Origin of the sequence: Bryocella elongata (assembly GCF_900108185.1) — a bacterium.
Lineage (GTDB): Bacteria > Acidobacteriota > Terriglobia > Terriglobales > Acidobacteriaceae > Granulicella > Granulicella elongata.
In genome coordinates this window covers 262,606-279,743 of the sequence record NZ_FNVA01000004.1, presented here as the reverse complement: position 1 = coordinate 279,743, position 17,138 = coordinate 262,606, and the positions used below count along the sequence as shown (strand labels likewise).

Here is a 17,138-nt window from a genome sequence, read left to right as displayed (position 1 = left end):
CTATGCCGTCCCTTCCGCGTTGCTGGCGATGGCGGCCACCAGGGCCTCGCGAAGGGTCTGCTTCGCGTCGTCGGTCAGCGGAGCTCCGCTCCGGGTGAGGTAGAAAACGTCAATCGCCATCTCGCCTTCGGTATCGATCAGTGCGACCTCCACGTTATATCCGAGATCGCTGAAGGTCTGGCTGATCGCACGCAGCAGCCCCGGCACATCCTGCGCGATGACCTGCATCAGCGTGCTTTGCGAAGGATTGGCATCGTGGAACTCGACCACCGTCTCCACCCGCACTCTCGGCGCAGGACGTCGGCCCCGGCCGCGGCTCCGCAACATCGTCTCGCGCGCCACCGGATCATCAATCAGCTTGCGCAGGTTGTCCACGAAGCGCTCGCGCTCTCCCGGATTCAACGCCAGCGTGCGAAAGCTGTCCGTAAAGCGGAAGCTGTCCACAACCACACCCGCCGCGTTCGCAAAGGCGTCCGCCGTAACCACGTTCATGCCCGACGCTGCGAGCGCCGCTGCGATACCGGCGAAGAGTCGCGGACGGTCCCGCGTCACCAGCGTGATCTCGCTGATCGGGTCTCCATGATGAAACTCCAGCGGCAGCGGTTCCTTGTCGAAGTGCTGCGTAAGCGCAAAGTGCCGGATGATCTCACCCGGCGTGCGCGTCTGCAGATACCGTTCCGGAAAGCCATCGAGATACGCCTCCACCGCGGGACGGTTCTGCTTGGCTAGCGCCAGCACCGCAGTCACGCGATCCTCGCTCGTCTTCCACATCGCACCGCCCGCCGTATGCACGCGAACTTCATCGACAGCACGATCAAGCTGGTTCGCAGCCCGCATCTCCAGCCGCCACAGGTTCTCGGCCTTCCATGGCGTAATCGCGTCCGGATGCACGGCGGAGATGTCGGCATACGTGAACAGCGTCAGCATCCGCAGCAACTCATGCGTCTGCACCTTGGCGGCAAAGGTGCGCACGGTCTCGGCATCGAAGATGTCCCGTCGCAGCGCCGCAGACATCTCGAGATGCACCTCGATGATGCGCCGCACCTGCCCTGCATCGTGGGTGTCCAGCGCGAGCCGCTGCAGCACCCCCTCGGTCATCCGTGCACTCTCAGCCGCGTGATTATCTCCGGCACGCCCCTTGCCCGTGTCGTGCATCAACGCTGCGAGATAGAGTACTCCCGGCGTGTGCAGCTCACGCAGCATCTGCCGGAACTTCACCCGCCAGTCCGGTGCGCCCGGCCCCGGGTCGTCCGCCAGCGCATGCAGCGTGTCGATCAGAACGAAGGTGTGTTCATCCACGGTGTAGCGGTGGTACGCATCGCGAATCACCAGGGCGTCGATACCGTGAAACTCGGGCAGAATCAGCTCCAGTACACCGAGAGCGTGCATCGCTCGCAGAGCTTCCCCGGCATACCGCCCCACCAGGATCGCGTTCAGCCGTTTCCACAGATCCGGGCCTTCCTCAAGCTCCATGGACAGCACCGGAATCGCATCACTGATGCGTTCTTCGCTCGCCCAGCTCAGACGCATACCGCTGGCCGCAACGGCGCCAAACGCTGCCAACACCACGGCAGGTCGCGCTGCCGGATCGCTGTCGGCGGTGGCCTTCTCTAGCTCGATCTGCCCCGTGCCCACGCGGAAACCCTCACCGCCTTTGGGCTTGATCTTTTTGGCCGGCTTCTCTTCCAGGCGCAGGCCGGAAGCCTCAATCTCGCGCTCCAGCCGTCGCTGAATCAGTCGGGCATGGCGGAAGTACGCTCGCATCCAGTACGCCGTGTCGACGGACCGCGGCCGGCCCAGGCCCACCCCCACCTCGGCCGCCGCATCCTGAGACCGCCAATCCAGCACGTTGTCGTCGCGCCGCCGCCGGTAATGCAAAAAGCAGCGGACCGCTGCGAGGAAGGTCACGCCTTCCATCAGTTCGTCGCTTTCGCCGCCGTTCCCTCCAGCGCCGGCACGCAGCTTCACCAGCCAATGGCAGACGTTGGCATCGCGAAGACCGCCCAGGCAGTCCTTGATGTTGGGTTCGAGATGAAACAGCGTGTTGCCGAACTTGGCGTGGCGTTCCCGAGTCAGCGCCATCAGCTCAGCACCGATCGTCTTCGCTTCCTTCATCCAACGCCGCGCATCCGTCCGCTGTTCGAGCTTCTCGATGACCGCAGGGTCTCCACCCAGGGTCCGCAGATCCAGCAGTGACAACGTGAACTCAGGATTCGTGGCTTCAAACTTCTCGCAATCGCCGGGCTGCCGCGTGGCCAGCGCCGCCTCCAGGCCGCAATCCCAAAGGCCCTGCGAGACGCGTCGAATCGGGTCCTGTGCGAGCTTGAGTTGCCCCTTCTCGACGCAGATCAGCAGGTCGATATCCGAGTAAGGATAAAGATTGCCACGACCGTAGCCACCGGTGGCAAACAGGGCGACGCCCCGCGCAAGCTGAGGTTCTGCCCTGACCTCCGCAGCCCACAGCCGCAGCACGATCTCATCGACAAGGCTGGTACGTGCGACGGTGCAGGCCAGACCATCCCCGCTTGCCTCGAAGCGGCGCTGGATCTCGCCCATTCGCCGGTCGTACTCGGCGCGCAGACTTTCGGCAGCGTTGGCTTGAGGATCGCGATCCCGGTTAGCTTCCAAGTCCGTCGCCGTACCCTCCCGGTCGGTTGCTGAAGCACCGCATCGCGGTGCGCTTCGCTTGTGCTTCCGGGAGCAGCAGCGCCACCCCCGTCAGTCTGGAGTCATTACAGCGCGATCTCGCCGCGCTCGTCGTTGCGGATCCGGATGGCTTCGTCGACCTTCGAGACAAAGATCTTGCCATCGCCGATGCGCCCCGTGCGGGCCGCATTAATGATCGCGTCGATCACCTTGTCCTTCATCTCGTCCGACACCACCAGTTCGAACTTCACCTTGGGCAGAAGGTCCACTGCGTACTCACGTCCGCGGTAGAACTCCGTGTGACCCTTCTGACGGCCGTGGCCGCGGGCCTCAAAGATGGTCATGCCGGCAACACCGGCCTCGACCAGAGCATCTTTGACCGCTTCCATCTTCGATGGCTGAACAATCGCCTCAATCTTCGTCATAGCACTCTCGCTTCTCTAATCCCTGAGCCCTGTTCCCGAATCCCTGTTCCTAAGCAGCGTCGAAGTCATAGCCTTCCTCGCCATGCTGAGTCAGGTCAAGACCTTCGCGCTCATCGTCTTCGCTCACGCGCAGCCCGATCAGCTTATCAACAACGAAGAGGATAACGAGTGTACCGACGATAGAGATCCCCCAGGCCAGTGCCACACCGATCAACTGGTTCACCACCTGCCCATGATTGCCCTCGAAGAATCCCGTCGCCTTCCCCGCGCCCAGGATCGGGTTGATCCCCGAGTTGGCGAACAACCCTGTGAGGATCGCGCCCAGCGTTCCACCCGCGCCATGTACGCCGAATGCGTCCAGCGAATCGTCATAGCCGAAGATGTTCTTCACCTTCACGACCATGAAGAAGCAGAAGATTCCGGCAGCCAGGCCGATCCAGATCGCTCCCATCGGCGTGACAAATCCCGATGCCGGGGTGATCGCCACCAGGCCAGCCACCGCGCCAGAGATGCCACCCAGAGCCGAGGGCTTGCCGTTACGAATCCACTCCGCCGCCAGCCAGCCGATCGCCGCCGCTGCCGCGCCCATGTGCGTCGCCACAAACGCCGAGGTAGCCAGAGAACCCGCCGACAGCGCCGACCCGGCGTTGAAGCCGAACCAGCCCACCCACAGAAGGCACGCGCCGATAAAGCTCAGCACGACCGAGTGAGGCGGCATCGGCTTCTTCGGATAGCCCACACGCTTGCCGATATACAGCGCCGTCACCAGAGCGCTCACACCCGAGGTGACATGCACCACGGTGCCGCCCGCAAAATCCAGGCAGGGAATCTTGCCGCCCAGCGAGGCGTTCAGCAACCCGCCGAAGCCCCACACCATGTGCGCCATCGGAGCGTACACGATGATCGACCACAGGATGAGGAACACCAGCATCGCCGAGAACTTCATGCGTTCCGCGAACGCACCCGTGATCAGCGCCGGGGTGATGATCGCGAACATCATCTGGTAGACCATGAAGGTCTGGCCCGGTATCGTCGGAGCGTAGTCGTGGATCGGCGTCAGCGGCACGCCGTGCAGGAACATGTACTTGAAGCTCCCGATGAACGCGTTGCCCTCGCCGAACGACAGCGAGTAGGTGACTACCGCCCACAGAATCGTGATCACAGCCATCATCGCGAAGGTCTGCATCATCGTGCCGAGGATGTTCTTCTTGCGGACCAGGCCGCCGTAGAACAGCGCCAGGCCCGGGCCGCTCATCATCAGCACAAGGGCCGCCGAGACCAGCATCCACGCGTTATCGCCGTTCGAAATCGCGCTGGCAGGGTCGATTGTCAGGTGTGCCGGGGCCTGTCCCAGCGCCGTTCCCGTCACAGCCCATCCCGCAAAGCCGAGCGCCATACACTTCGCCCAGCCCGTCATACCCAACGTCCCCATCCTGCGCATCGTTCCAATCCCCTTCGCGATTCCAGTCAACAAACAAGTGACAACAACAAAAGAGTCACGTCCGCACCTGCGCCTCGTGGGGCACACGCTGAAATTGTGTGGAGCTCTCCCGGCACCGCCAGATGCGGTCCAGAACGTTCCTCTCGATGTCAACCAGTTGCGTTTACTGTACATCAACATCCGCCCTGCCCCAACAGGCCCCGCGGCGACCTTGCCACACGCTTTCCCGGCTTGCCGAAGATCGCGCCCTCATAGGGCCGTCGCCAGCCCTCTCAAACCTGTGGACAGAATTCGCCGCGGACGAAAGAGGGTTTGCAGGACGAATCGAACGCCAGATCAAAAAACGACAGGCCACCATCAATGATGTCGTCGTCTCATACCGATCAGAAGGCCTGCGCTCATCCCAATGGACTGCTGGTGACCGGCCTTGAAGTTGTAGTCGTAGGCCGGTTCCAGGAACCAGCCAAAGCGGTGTTTGCCGTTGGGCCAGAACATGAAATCCCCGGCGACCTCACCCGAGATGGAGTTGGACGTTGTTCCATGCTGCCGCAGGTAGACCCACTCCGGTCCGACTCCCAACATGAACTCGGCCTTGGAAGACAGCGTCCAAGGCTTCTTGAAGAGGAAATCTGTGTCCCATTCGGTCGAGTTCCCCGTGAAGAAGGGTGAGACGCCCGCCTCGATCTCCAGCCAGTCCTCAATCGGAGTGGTTTCGGCAGCCAGATTGGGCGCGAAGCTCGCCGCTCCCCCCGTGGTGTTCCAGCTCGTTGCAGCCCCAAGCTCAAGGATGACGCTCGGATCATCGTCAAGCGGAGGTGCGCCTTGTCCTATCGCTTGAGCGAATGAAGTTGACGCCAGCGCCAATGCCAGCAAGAGATTGAGCCTTCTCATGCAACGAGGCTAAAGCCTATAGTCTCTATAGGGTCAAGATGAGCGCAACCTTTCGCATCGGCGATCTGGCAAAGCAGACAGGCGTGAGAGTCGTCACCATCCGCTATTACGAACAAGCCGGTTTGCTTCCAGTTTGCGAACGAACGGCCGCCAACTATCGCGTGTACGCCCAGGAACACCTGCAACGTTTGAACTTTGTGCGTCGATGCCGCGAACTTGGCTTCTCCCTGGAGCAGATCAGGAACCTTCTGCTACTCTCTGCAGCGCAGTCGCCCACCTGTGCCGATGTCTGCAATGTCGCCGCCGATCACCTCAAAGAGGTGGAGTCTAAGATCACCGACCTGAAACGCCTGGCTGCTGAGCTCCGTCGTATCGGCTCCTCCTGTAACGGAAAGCGGTCGAGCGCGGATTGCAGGCTCATTGCCTCCCTCACCAGTGAAACCATGTCGTAGCCGCCCGATCTCCCACCTGCGATACCCTCATCCCCATGGCCGAAGAACTCCAACACACCCGCTGGTCCGACGTCCCGGTTGAAACCCTCAATCCCCTCCTCACCCGCCAGTTCGTCACCGGCGCCCAGGGCATGCTCTCGCGGCTGGAGCTCAAGAAGGGCTGCCTCGTCCCGCGGCACTCCCACCCCAACGAGCAGATGTCCTGGATCGAGTCCGGCGCGCTCAAATTCCTCCTCGGCGACGAAGCCAACGCAGCCGAGCACGTCGTCCGCGCCGGCGAGATCCTCGTCATTCCCGGCGGACTGCCCCACTCCGCCGAGGCCCTCGAAGACACCATCGACTACGACATCTTCGCTCCGCCCCGCCAGGACTGGATCAACAGGGACGACAGCTACCTGCGCTAGATCCCGCGGCAGGCAAAGAGCTTCCGGTACGTCGTAACGCGTTGCCGGAAATAGGCATCAAAACGGACTGACGTGTACCAAGATGCGCTACATTCCCGTCTCAGAGTGATGGTCGGCTCTAACCGAATGCTGTCACAATGAAGGCACGTCGACCGGCCTGGCGGCCCTGTGCCGTCTCAAATTCTTCCCGCGAACAACCCCGGCCCCGGCCTTTCGATATGACCGAGGCCCACTGGAGCGCTTTATGAGCACAGTCAAGATCGGCAACCGGCTGCTTGGTAACGGCCAGCCCTGCTATGTGATCGCCGAGATCGGCATCAACCACAACGGCGACATCGACCTGGCCAAGCGGCTCATCTCCGTCGCCGTAGCGGCCGGCTGCGACGCGGTCAAGTTCCAGAAGCGCACCGTGGACGTCGTCTACACCGCCGCCGAGCTCGCCACACCTCGTCCCAACCCCTTCGGCGAAACCAACGGCGACCTCAAGCGCGGCCTCGAGTTCCACGAGGAAGACTTCGCCGAGATCGACTCCTTCTGCAAGCAGCTCAAGATCGATTGGTTCGTCTCCCCCTGGGATGAGGCTTCTGTGGACTTCATTCAGATGTTCAATCCCCCGGTCTACAAGGTCGCCTCTGCCTCGCTCACCGATGACAACCTGCTGCGCCACATCCGCAAGACCGGCAAGCCCGTCATCGCGTCCACCGGCATGAGCACCTACGAGGAGATCGACCACGCCGTCGAAGTCCTTGGCAAGGAAGATCTCATCCTGATGCACACCACCTCGACCTACCCGGCCAAGTACGAGCAGCTCAACCTCAAGGCCATCCCCTCCATGATCGAGCGCTACGGCGTCCCGGTTGGCTACTCAGGCCATGAGACAGGCATCCCGACCTCAGTCGCAGCTTCGGTCCTCGGCGCCTGCTGCGTAGAGCGTCACATCACGATGGATCGCGCCATGTGGGGCTCGGACCAGGCTGCCTCCCTTGAGCCCAACGGCATCAGCCGCCTGGTGCGCGATATCCGCCTCTGCGAGCAGTCCATGGGCGACGGCATCAAGCGCGTCTATGCGGAAGAGATTCCCGTCATGAAGAAGCTCCGCCGCGTCGGCGCACACGTGTAAGATCTTCCCAGAAACACCGGGGGTAATAAGACAAGAGGCGCCCTTCGGGGCGCCTCTTGTTCGTGTTCCCCGTGGGCCGTTACCCATGTTCGTCTGCGTGTGCATCTTTCGAGCTACGCCTTCGACCGCAGGCCGGACGTACACTGGGGCTCGACATCATGGCTCCCACCCCGACTCAGATCCGCGCCGCCCGCCGTCTTCGTGAAAACCTCCAGACCCTTCAGGCCGTCGCCTTCGACGTCGATGGTGTCCTCACCGACGGCACGCTCATGTGGTCGCCCTCCGGCGATGAGTACAAGACCTTCTGCTTCGCCGACATCATGGGCATCAGCCTGCTCCGCCGCATCGGCCTCAAGCTCGCACTCATCAGCGGAGAAGACTCTCCGCACATCGACCGCTACGCCCAGAAGATGCGCATCCCCTTCATCGTCAAAGGCACGCGCGACAAGGCGGCCGCCGTACGCCAGCTCGGCGTCCAGTTCCACATTCCGCTCGAAAACATCTGCTTCTTCGGCGACGACATCAACGACCTCTTCGCGATGGAGGTCTGCGGCCTCTGCGCCTGCCCCTCGACGGCCGCGACCCAGGTACTGGAGTACGTCAGCGAGCGAGGCTTCACCTCCACCAAACCCGGTGGCAGCGGCGCCGTGCGCGAGCTCTCCGACGCGATCCTCGCAGCCCGCCAGCTCGACGCACGCGATGTCTTCCAGATGCGCGCGCCGGACTAAGCACCGCCCCCAGACAAGCGATATCCGGCCCTCCGCAGCCCTGGTCGCGGTGCGAACGTGCGTCCACGCACAAGACCTCCAACAGTGCAGCGATACACTGGAAGCCTGATGCAGTCTTCCCAGCCCGCCTCGACCCTGCAGGAGCGTCTCGACGAGATCACCGCCAACACCCGCGGACTCGTGCAGCCCGAGCGTCTCGCCATCACCGATCAGGCCGTCGCGGACCTCTTCGCCTCCGGCATCGAAGACCGCGTGCTGGCCCCCGGAGCTGCGGCTCCGTCCTTCGCGCTGAAGGACACCCGTGAGCGCCTGGTCCGCAGCGACGATCTCCTCGCCCTCGGTCCCCTGGTCATCAAGTTCTTCCGTGGCCGCTGGTGTCCGTACTGCATGACCGAGCTCGTCGCCTGGGAGCAGCTCTACCCCGCTCTGCGCGCCCGCAACGCACTCCTCGTCGGCATCTCGCCACAGGTGCCGCGCCAGAACGCCTTCACGCTGGATCGCCACAGCCTCACCTTCCCTCTGCTCTCCGACCCCGGAGCAGCCGTAGCCACTGCCTACGGCGTCGCCTACACCGTCCCGGTCGAGATGCAGCGCCACTACCGCTCCATCCTGGTCAACGTTCCCTTCCTCAACGGCGATGAGAGCTGGCGGCTGCCCGCACCTGCGACGGTGATCATCTCGCGCAGCGGAGAGGTCGTCTTCTCAGAGTCCCACGCCGACCATCGCGTCCGGCCTGATCCCCAGCTGGTGATGGAAGCCCTCGATTGCGCACTCTAGATCCTTGCAGCCGGGACCACCCGCGAAACGTCTATCCTGACAGCAATGAGTGACCTCAACCTCGGGCCGCCGGAACAGCCCAGCCGCGCCAAGTACTTCGTCTCCGCCATCATCGTTATCGCCGTGATCGTCGCTGCCGTGGTGTGGTTCAATCCCCACCACATCTCCGAGATCTCCATCGAGCGCACAGAAGTCTTCGCTCCCCACACGGTGAGCAAGACCTCCGGCATTCGCAGCGGCGGCATGCACGTCATCGGCGAGACCGAATTCGCCGAAGACAACCTCTACCTGATCGCTACCGTGCGCTTCAAAGACACGCTGCGCATCCCTCTCGACCCCATGGGCGGGTCCGCGACGTTGATCACGCCGGAGAACGAAAGCGTCGACGGCACTCTCGTCGCGTTGCGTGACCTCCCACGACTCACACAGATCTTCCCCAACCTCGCGCCATTGACCGGGAAGCCTTTGTCACTGGACCCGTTCCAGCCCGGCGAAGCACGCGAAGGCACACTCGTCTTCCTTTTCTCCGGTATCGCCGAGAAAGACTGGAAGTCGAAGAAGTCCGCCACCATCACGATCCGCCTCTCGGAGCAGCCCGCGCAGACGATCCCGCTGTAGTAGCTCTAGCCCGCTTGACCACGGAAGAGCCCGAGCACGATGGAGTCCAAAAAGAAAGAGCCACGCATAGGCCGCGTGGCTCTTTCTTCTCGCTGTTCTGCTGTTCTGCTATCCGCTGTTCCGCTGCCCTTAAGGTACCTGGATCGGACCCGGAACATTCTTCGGAGTGCTCAGGTAGCCGGAAACTTCGTTCTTGCTCACGTTGTTCACCACGATCTCGAACAGGGCCGGAGACTTGCCCGAGTAAAACTGGATCGGCTCGTCAAGGTTCTTGTCCTTCTTCTCGATCTCCTTGTCGTCGGCGCTCAACGCCAGCGTGAACTTGGATCGCTTGGGATCGACCTTCTTCAACGCAACCTTGATCGTGCCGACGTTCGCCGCAGCCTGCCCCTTGTGCAGCGTGAACTCGTAGTAGTTCCGCTCGCCGCGGCGCTTCAGCTCCGACAGCTCGTCATGGTTCGTGGCGATCAGGCCACTCATCATGCCCATGTCGCCGCGTACGCTGGTCAGCTGCGTCTTGGTCGCAGCCAGGTCCGCCTGCGTGCTTGCAACGTCCGTCTTCACGCCGCCCACATCCGTCTTTACGCTGGCAACGTCGGTCTGCACATCTCCAACCTGCTTGGCGGTGGCGGCCTCTTCCTTGCGGAGGGCCGCAGTCTCAGCGGCAGTGCGGGTCGCAGTCCTCTGTGCCGCCACCAACTCCGCAGAACGCTCCTCGAGCTGCTTCTGCGTCAAACCGACGCTCTGCCCAAGAGCCTCTCCCTGCGCCTTCAGGCGTTCGTTGGTGTCCTCAATCTTGTCCGCCAACGCCGTATTCTGCTGATTGGCCGCTGCCAGATTCTTCTCAGCCTGCGTCAGATGGTTCTGTAGCCCAAATGCCCAGGCTAGCGAACCCAGGGCCGCGATCAGTGCCGCCGCAGATACGCCAATAAGCCAACCCGGCGCCTTCGATTGCACAACGTACTCGTGATCGGTTTCGCTCATGTGCTCTCCTTACGGGTTGCCGGCCCTATGACTCATCCTGATCGAAGACGCAGCACACCACGTCACATTAGACGTGAATTCGAAGGATTAGGATGGCTAAAGTATTTTCCCTGCAGAGGAGCGCGGGGATCCGAGCTCAACGAGCGTTTTCCCCAAGGAAAACGCTACGGCACGCCTCCTTTGGGATACCCATCAACACCGAAAATGGTCTAGCGTAATGGAAACGGAACACGGTCTATCCTTCGACACTATCGTCATCGGGGGGGGCCTCATTGGGCTCTCCGTCGCGCTGGAGCTCCACGCTCGCGGTGCTCAAGTGCTTGTTCTCGAGCGCGATCAGGCGTTCCGCCAGGCCAGCGGTTGCGCCGTCGGCATGCTCGCCGTCGTCGATGTGCACAACCCTCCCCCGCTCCATCCCCTCTCCCGCTATAGCGAAAGCCTCTACCCTGCTTTTCTTGATCGCGTGAGCTCGCTCTCCGGCGAGGAGGTCCCGTTCCAGACGGAGACCACCGTGCACTATCTCGACGAGGGTGGCGTGGAGCGCCTCCACGAGTGGTCCGTCGACCCGCAGCATCTCAGCGACGTCATGATCGCCGCCGTACGCGCCACCTCCATCGTACTGCGTGAAGGCGCCGAGCTCGCAGACCTCGAAGACCGTGAAGATGGCACATTCGCTGTGCTCCGCTCCGGCGAGCGCATCCATGCAAAGAACTTCGTCTTCGCCACAGGCGCCTGGGCTCTGCCTGAGTCGCTCCGCGCCCGCGAAGGCCTCATCGCCGCCGGCGCCGTCACTCCGCTCAAGGGACAGATGCTGCGCGTCGCTGTTCCTCCCTCTCTCGCCGGGCTCAAGGAGGTGCATCGCCGCGGCGCCTGCTACGCCGTGCCGCGCACCAAAGGTCCCTACGCCGGAACCGTCATCCTCGGCACCACCGTCGAAGCCACCGGCTTTGACGACACCGTCGACGAAGAAGGACTTGCCACCGTGCGGAGCCGGATCGCCGAGCTCGTCCCCGCCTTCGCCGATGAAGCCGCGTCCCCCGTGCTCGAGTTCTGGGCAGGCATCCGCCCCATGACCGCCGATGGCCTTCCTATCCTCGCGGCGTCGTCTCGTCCCGGCGTCTTCTTCGCCATGGGCCACGGCCGCAACGGCATTCAGCTTGCCCCCGCGACCGCGATGATCCTCGCTGACCTTGTCGAACAAAAACAGCCCGCCATCGATCTTTCGGCCTTCTCGCCAAACCGCTTTTCCCAGCCAATTCCACCGCCTGGAGCTCGCGCCTGAGCACCACCGCACAAACCCACCGATATTCGCGCGACACGGATGACAGTCGCGCAAACCGCAGCCGATAATTTGCTCTGCTGCGGTTCACCGCACGGAGTGCGCATATGGCTGGTACGACAGGGGCTCCCAAAGGCCTTCAGGACGTGGTCGCGAACGAGTCGTCGATCTGCTTCATCGATGGAGCGGCAGGCGTCCTCTCTTATCGCGGCATCGACATTCACGAACTCGCGCAGAAATCATCCTTCGAAGAGATCACCTACCTGCTCTGGAACGGTGCTCTTCCCACCGCGGCCGAGCTGAACGACTTCTCGCACCAGCTGGCCGCGGCTCGTCACATCCCCGACGACGTGATCACCTTCCTGCAGAGCGTTCCCAAGACCGCTTCGCCCATGGAGGTGCTTCGCACCACCGTCTCGCTTCTCGGCATCTACGATCCCGACGAGAAGTCCAACGCACACACCGCCAACATCCGCAAGAGCTTCCGCCTCACCGCGAAGATCGCGATGATCGTTGCGATGTTCGACCGCATCCGTAAGGGCAAGCCGCTCATCAAGCCTGACACCTCGCTCTCGCACGCCGGAAACTTCCTGTGGATGCTCAACGGCGAGAAACCCTCCGAGACCGCGACCAAGGCACTCGACGTCGCACTCGTCCTCCACGCCGACCATGAGCTGAACGCTTCGACCTTTGCCGCACGCGTCATCGCTGCAACGCTGAGCGATATGCACTCGGCCATCACCGGAGCCATCGGCGCACTCAAGGGACCGCTCCACGGCGGTGCCAATGAAGCCGTGATGCATCTCCTCTATGAGATCGACAAGGCCGGCGAAGATCCCGTCGAGCACGTCCGCAAGATGCTCGCCGAGAAGCAGAAGATCTCCGGCTTCGGCCACCGTGTCTACACCACCGAAGACCCGCGCGCGACCCATCTCCGCAGGATGTCCGAGGACCTGGGCAAGGACGCCAATCCCAAGTGGTACGAGATGTCCCGGGCCATCGAGCTCTTCGTCAAGGAAGAGAAGAAGCTCAACGCCAACGTTGACTTCTACTCCGCCTCGACCTACACAACCCTCGGCATCGACATCGACCTCTTCACGCCGATCTTCGCCATCAGCCGCATCGCGGGCTGGTGCGCCCACGTCATCGAGCAGCACGACGACAACCGCCTCATCCGCCCGCGCGCCGACTACACCGGCCCCAAGTGGCCTGCGCCGTACACACCCATCGAGCAGCGCACCTCCAGCGCCCACGCCCTCGAGACCAAGCCCAGCGCGTAGATCTCAGCCAACGCAATAGAAATCGCCGCCACGAAGCTGCGTGGCGGCGATTTCTATTGCACGGAAAGCCTGCTAGAACCGCAGATACGCTCCCACCATCGGCTCAGCCGTCTTGGTAAACGCTCCGGTGGAACTGAATGCCGTCGCCAGTTGCGGTGCCTTGTACACGCTGCCGCGATATTGCCCGCGAATCCCGATGTGCGGGAGGATCGTGTAGTCCAGTCCCGCGCCGTACACAAACACCGCCTGCGTCGACGTCGAGGTCTGCCCCGTCGAACCCGACGGAACATTCAACTCCAGCCCACCGCCTGCCAGCACAAACGGTCTGAAGCCCAGGATCGGCACCGAGACGATGTAGTCCGCCGTGATCTGGTGTGCATTCGCCGGTACGTACTTTGAAGACACCACGGTGCTGCAGGTAAGGCCGCACACCGCCGCCGCCTGCGTATACGTCTGGTTGTTGTGATTGAAGGCATACGTCACTTCGTAGCCAATCAACGGGTTGCGGATGTGGCGCAGCTCGACCAGCACACCGGCCGCGTTCGCCGGACTTTGCTGCACGCCATTCCCGTTGGTGGTCCCGCTGAAAGCTCCATAGAGGCTGCCTGCGAGGTCGGTCTGCGCGCCTGCGGCATGGGCCGCCAACGCAAAGGACACAACAGCAACAAGATCGCGAACCCGGATACGAAACATAGCTCCCCCTGTGCCCGATTAGACACTCACGATGAGCAAAGGTTGTGTCACTCGCAGGGCCGAGGTATCGCGATCTACAACGTCCGCGAAAGCACCACGAACTCCAGGTCATCGCGCAGCGGCGTACCGAATCGATCGTCACCGTAGGGAAACGGCTGCGTCTCGCCGGTGAGCGAATAGCCCCGGCGGAGATACCACGCAAGCAGTGCCTCGCGCACATTTAGTACCGTCATGCGCATCACCTTCGCGCCACGCTCGCGAGCATACGCTTCACCCGCCGCCAGGATGCTTCGCCCCAGCTGGCGCGTCTGCTGATCCGGCCGCACCGTCAGCAGCCCGAGGTACCAGGTATCCTCGCTCTTCGGCTCCAGCCACACCGTTCCGAGGAGAGGCCCCTCAGGTTCATCCCTGAGCAGCAGCAATACGCTTCCCGGCTTGCTCGACAGGTCCTCACGCAACATCGAAGCGCTGAGCCGGTCGCCCGCGATGGCGCTCTCGACGTTCCAGCTCGCCCCATCTCCAGTCTTGCGAAAAGCGATATTGGCCAGGTCAACGACCTCGGCAAAATCCTTTTCCTCAGCGGCAACCAGTTCCATCCGCGAAGTATATCCAACATGCCCCAATCCATTGCCGAAAGCATCGAACGATGCCGCCAAAGTCAGGGTCAATGCACCTACGGTCTTCTACAATCGAAGCATGGCAAGGCTCTTCCCGTTTCGCGCACTCCGGTACGACTCCAATCGCATTCCCCATATGGCTGACGTCGTCACCCAGCCCTATGACAAGATCTCGCCCGAGATGCAGGACCGCTACTACGCGGCCAGCCCCTACAACCTCATCCGCGTTATCCTCGGCCGCAAGTTCGAGACCGACACCGAGGAGGGAGAGAACGTCTACACCCGCGCTGCAGCCACACTCAAGCAGTGGCGCAACGAGGGCGTCCTGAAACAGGAGAGCGAGCCTGCGCTCTACGGCTACGCCCAGACCTACGACGTCCCCGGCCGCCCCGGTGAGACACGCGAGCGTCGCGGCTTTATCGCCCTCGCGCAACTCCATGACTACGAGGAGAAGGTCGTCTATCGCCACGAGCAGACCTTCCCCAAGCACAAGTCCGATCGCCTCGCACTCTTCAAGGCCACCCGCGCCTATTGCGAGCAGATCTACATGCTCTACTCCGACCCCACCTTCACTGCGGAAAAAGCCATCTTCGACGACAAGGACGGGCACGTCCGCAAGGCCGACCTCGAGATCAAGGATGAGTACGGCGTGCACCACCGCGTGTGGAAGCTCACCGATCCGGCACTCATCGCCAAGGTGCTCGCCGCGATGGAAGACAAACAGCTCATCATCGCCGACGGCCACCATCGCTACGAGACCTCCGTCGGCTACATGCACGAGCGCGCCAAGGAACTCGGCATCGACGAGAAGGCCGCCCCGAAGACCGACAGCGGCCTGCCTGCACCCGCCTTCCCCGAGCAGGCGATGATGATGACCTTCGTCAACATGGCCGCGCCCGGCATCACGATCCTGCCCACGCATCGCGTCGTCTTCGGCCTCAAGGGATTCGACGCCGAACATTTCTTCGCACAGGCCCACGAGTACTTCACCGTCACGCCCATCCAGAACCCCTCGTCAAAAGGGCCCAGCGAAGAGGCTGTGCTGCTCGAAAAGCTGCGCACCTGCGATGGCGTTGCCTTCGTTGCGGTGACGAAGGACGGCTCCGCGCTGCTCAAGCCCAAGACAGAGACGGTAGCGCCGCTGCTTGAGGGCCTGTCAAAGCGCCAGCAGCAACTCGACGTCACGCAGCTGCACAAGGTCGTGCTCGAGAAGCTCCTTGGCCTCGATGAAACCGCCGTCCGCGCCGGAGACAACGTGCGTTACCTCCGCGAAGCCAGCGAAGCCATCGAGCAGGTGCGCACCGGCAAGGCCAACGTCGCGTTCCTCATCAAGCCCGTCAGCCTCTCGCAGATGCGCGACATCTCCCTCAACCTCGAGGTCATGCCGCAGAAGTCCACCGACTTCTACCCCAAGCTGCTCTCCGGCCTCGCCATGTACACACTCGACTAGCCAACATGAAGGACCGCATCGACCCCGGGTGCCCCATGTCTCGCTTCTGAGACATGGGATCCCACCCATCCTGACGACAGCAAGAACGAGACACCCATGGATCGCATCGACCTCGACGCCAACGCGACGACCCCGGTTGCCCCCGAGGTCTTCGAGGCGATGCGCCCCTACTTTCTCCAGGCACACGGCAACCCCAGCAGCGCGCATGCGGCAGGACAGCGCACGCGCGCTGCCGTGGATCGTGCCCGTCAGCAAGTCGCGAAGCTCCTGCACTGCGTGACCAAGGAGATCATCTTCACCTCCGGCGGCACCGAGTCCGACAATCTCGCCCTGCGTGGAGTGTTGGAGCCGTTCCTCGATCGCCGCCTCGACGCGCATCTCGTCACCACCCAGATCGAGCATCACGCCGTGCTCTACGCAGCCGAGGCCCTGCATCGCCGCCGCATTGGCCTCACCTGCGTCGCCCCCACGCGCGATGGCGTCATCGACCCCACAGCCTTCGAGGCCGCGCTCACGCCGAAGACCGTGCTCGTCTCCATCATGCTCGCCAACAACGAGACGGGAGCCATCCAACCCGTCGGCAAGCTGGCCCGCATCGCCAAGCAGTACAACCCCGCCATCCTCGTTCACACCGACGCCGTGCAGGCCGCGGGTAAGCTCCCGCTCGACATGTCCGGCGAGTTCAAGAACGTCGACCTGCTCTCTCTCTCCGGCCATAAACTCTACGGTCCCCAGGGCACAGGCGTGCTCTTCGCGCGCGAAGGCCTGCACCTCGCCCCGCTCTTCCACGGTGGACCGCACGAGCGCCAGCGCCGTGCTGGCACCGAGAACGTCGCAGGCATCGTTGGCCTCGGCAAGGCCGCGGAGCTCGCAGCAGAATGGCTCTCAGACGTATCTCGCATCTCGCATCTCGAATCTCTCCGCAATCGCCTCGAACAAGGCGTGCTCGCCGCGCTGCCGGGAACCATTGTCAACGCGGCCAGCGCTCCGCGTGTAGCCAACACCACAAATCTGCAGTTCCCGGGCGTCGACGCAGAATCACTACTCATCGCGCTCGACCTCGCCGGCATCAACGCCAGCTTCGGTGCGGCCTGCCAGTCCGGCGCGACCGAGCCCTCGCACGTGCTGCTCGCCATGGGCCTCACCGACGCCGAAGCCCGCAGCAGCCTGCGCTTCTCGCTCTCGCGCTACACCACCAGCGAAGACATCGACCGCGCCCTCACGATCATCGCCGCAGCCGTACGTCGCCAGCGCAGCCTCTCCCCCGCACTCACCCGCTAACGCGCAGCGCTACCCGCCGCAGGCGAGCTCACATGAAGTGCTGACGCGAAGC

Annotated in this window: 17 protein-coding genes; 10 read left to right on the top strand and 7 right to left on the bottom strand. The window is 62.8% G+C overall.

Annotated features, from left to right (window positions below):
* The 4 genes from C4S68_RS13165 to C4S68_RS13150 form a co-directional block, all read right to left on the bottom strand.
* Nucleotides 1–2,628, bottom strand: a complete 2,628-nt coding sequence (locus C4S68_RS13165; protein WP_235011577.1) for a [protein-PII] uridylyltransferase family protein — start codon at nucleotides 2,626–2,628, stop codon at nucleotides 1–3.
* A 104-nt stretch (nucleotides 2,629–2,732) separates the two neighbouring features.
* Nucleotides 2,733–3,071: a P-II family nitrogen regulator gene (locus C4S68_RS13160; RefSeq protein WP_103933541.1), complete on the bottom strand. Its 339-nt coding sequence runs from the start codon at nucleotides 3,069–3,071 to the stop codon at nucleotides 2,733–2,735.
* A gap of 49 nt (nucleotides 3,072–3,120) precedes the next feature.
* Nucleotides 3,121–4,503: an ammonium transporter gene (locus tag C4S68_RS13155; RefSeq protein ID WP_327333624.1), complete on the bottom strand. Its 1,383-nt coding sequence runs from the start codon at nucleotides 4,501–4,503 to the stop codon at nucleotides 3,121–3,123.
* 366 nt (nucleotides 4,504–4,869) lie between these two features.
* On the bottom strand, nucleotides 4,870–5,403 hold the full coding sequence (locus tag C4S68_RS13150; protein ID WP_146072141.1) for a hypothetical protein: 534 nt from the start codon (nucleotides 5,401–5,403) through the stop codon (nucleotides 4,870–4,872).
* 38 nt (nucleotides 5,404–5,441) lie between these two features.
* Here C4S68_RS13150 and C4S68_RS13145 point away from each other — a divergent pair, with 38 nt between their 5' ends.
* The 6 genes from C4S68_RS13145 to C4S68_RS13120 all read left to right on the top strand — a co-directional run bounded on the left by C4S68_RS13145 (nucleotide 5,442) and on the right by C4S68_RS13120 (nucleotide 9,502).
* Nucleotides 5,442–5,855 (top strand): MerR family transcriptional regulator, encoded by a 414-nt coding sequence (locus C4S68_RS13145; RefSeq protein WP_103933538.1) that lies wholly within the window; start codon nucleotides 5,442–5,444, stop codon nucleotides 5,853–5,855.
* 35 nt (nucleotides 5,856–5,890) lie between these two features.
* The gene (locus C4S68_RS13140; RefSeq protein WP_103933537.1) at nucleotides 5,891–6,259 is read left to right on the top strand and encodes a cupin domain-containing protein; all 369 of its coding nucleotides are present in this window, start codon (nucleotides 5,891–5,893) and stop codon (nucleotides 6,257–6,259) included.
* Nucleotides 6,260–6,503: 244 nt separating this feature from the next.
* Entirely contained in the window at nucleotides 6,504–7,379 is an 876-nt protein-coding gene (locus C4S68_RS13135) for an N-acetylneuraminate synthase family protein (RefSeq protein ID WP_103933536.1), read from the top strand.
* A gap of 158 nt (nucleotides 7,380–7,537) precedes the next feature.
* A complete protein-coding gene (locus C4S68_RS13130) occupies nucleotides 7,538–8,107 on the top strand; it encodes a KdsC family phosphatase (RefSeq protein ID WP_103933535.1) in 570 nt (189 codons plus the stop codon).
* A gap of 108 nt (nucleotides 8,108–8,215) precedes the next feature.
* Nucleotides 8,216–8,884, top strand: a complete 669-nt coding sequence (locus C4S68_RS13125) for a peroxiredoxin-like family protein (protein WP_103933534.1) — start codon at nucleotides 8,216–8,218, stop codon at nucleotides 8,882–8,884.
* Between the two features lie 45 nt (nucleotides 8,885–8,929).
* Nucleotides 8,930–9,502, top strand: a complete 573-nt coding sequence (locus tag C4S68_RS13120) for a hypothetical protein (RefSeq protein WP_103933533.1) — start codon at nucleotides 8,930–8,932, stop codon at nucleotides 9,500–9,502.
* A gap of 129 nt (nucleotides 9,503–9,631) precedes the next feature.
* Here the strand turns inward: C4S68_RS13120 and C4S68_RS13115 are convergent, their stop codons facing one another.
* The gene (locus C4S68_RS13115; protein ID WP_103933532.1) at nucleotides 9,632–10,486 is read right to left on the bottom strand and encodes a coiled-coil domain-containing protein; all 855 of its coding nucleotides are present in this window, start codon (nucleotides 10,484–10,486) and stop codon (nucleotides 9,632–9,634) included.
* Nucleotides 10,487–10,703: 217 nt separating this feature from the next.
* Between C4S68_RS13115 and C4S68_RS13110 the strand changes: the two genes are divergently transcribed.
* Both C4S68_RS13110 and C4S68_RS13105 read left to right on the top strand, forming a co-directional pair.
* A complete protein-coding gene (locus tag C4S68_RS13110; protein WP_103933531.1) occupies nucleotides 10,704–11,768 on the top strand; it encodes an NAD(P)/FAD-dependent oxidoreductase in 1,065 nt (354 codons plus the stop codon).
* Between the two features lie 104 nt (nucleotides 11,769–11,872).
* A complete protein-coding gene (locus tag C4S68_RS13105; RefSeq protein ID WP_103933530.1) occupies nucleotides 11,873–13,045 on the top strand; it encodes a citrate synthase in 1,173 nt (390 codons plus the stop codon).
* Between the two features lie 72 nt (nucleotides 13,046–13,117).
* Here C4S68_RS13105 and C4S68_RS13100 read toward each other — a convergent pair whose 3' ends face one another.
* Nucleotides 13,118–13,738 (bottom strand): outer membrane beta-barrel protein, encoded by a 621-nt coding sequence (locus C4S68_RS13100; RefSeq protein WP_103933529.1) that lies wholly within the window; start codon nucleotides 13,736–13,738, stop codon nucleotides 13,118–13,120.
* 74 nt (nucleotides 13,739–13,812) lie between these two features.
* Nucleotides 13,813–14,334: a GNAT family N-acetyltransferase gene (locus C4S68_RS13095; protein WP_103933528.1), complete on the bottom strand. Its 522-nt coding sequence runs from the start codon at nucleotides 14,332–14,334 to the stop codon at nucleotides 13,813–13,815.
* A gap of 100 nt (nucleotides 14,335–14,434) precedes the next feature.
* Between C4S68_RS13095 and C4S68_RS13090 the strand changes: the two genes are divergently transcribed.
* A complete protein-coding gene (locus C4S68_RS13090) occupies nucleotides 14,435–15,805 on the top strand; it encodes a DUF1015 domain-containing protein (protein WP_103933527.1) in 1,371 nt (456 codons plus the stop codon).
* A gap of 96 nt (nucleotides 15,806–15,901) precedes the next feature.
* Nucleotides 15,902–17,086 carry a cysteine desulfurase family protein gene (locus tag C4S68_RS13085; protein WP_103933526.1) on the top strand — a complete coding sequence of 395 codons (1,185 nt, stop codon included), beginning with the start codon at nucleotides 15,902–15,904 and terminating at the stop codon, nucleotides 17,084–17,086.
* Nucleotides 17,087–17,138 lie beyond the last annotated feature (52 nt).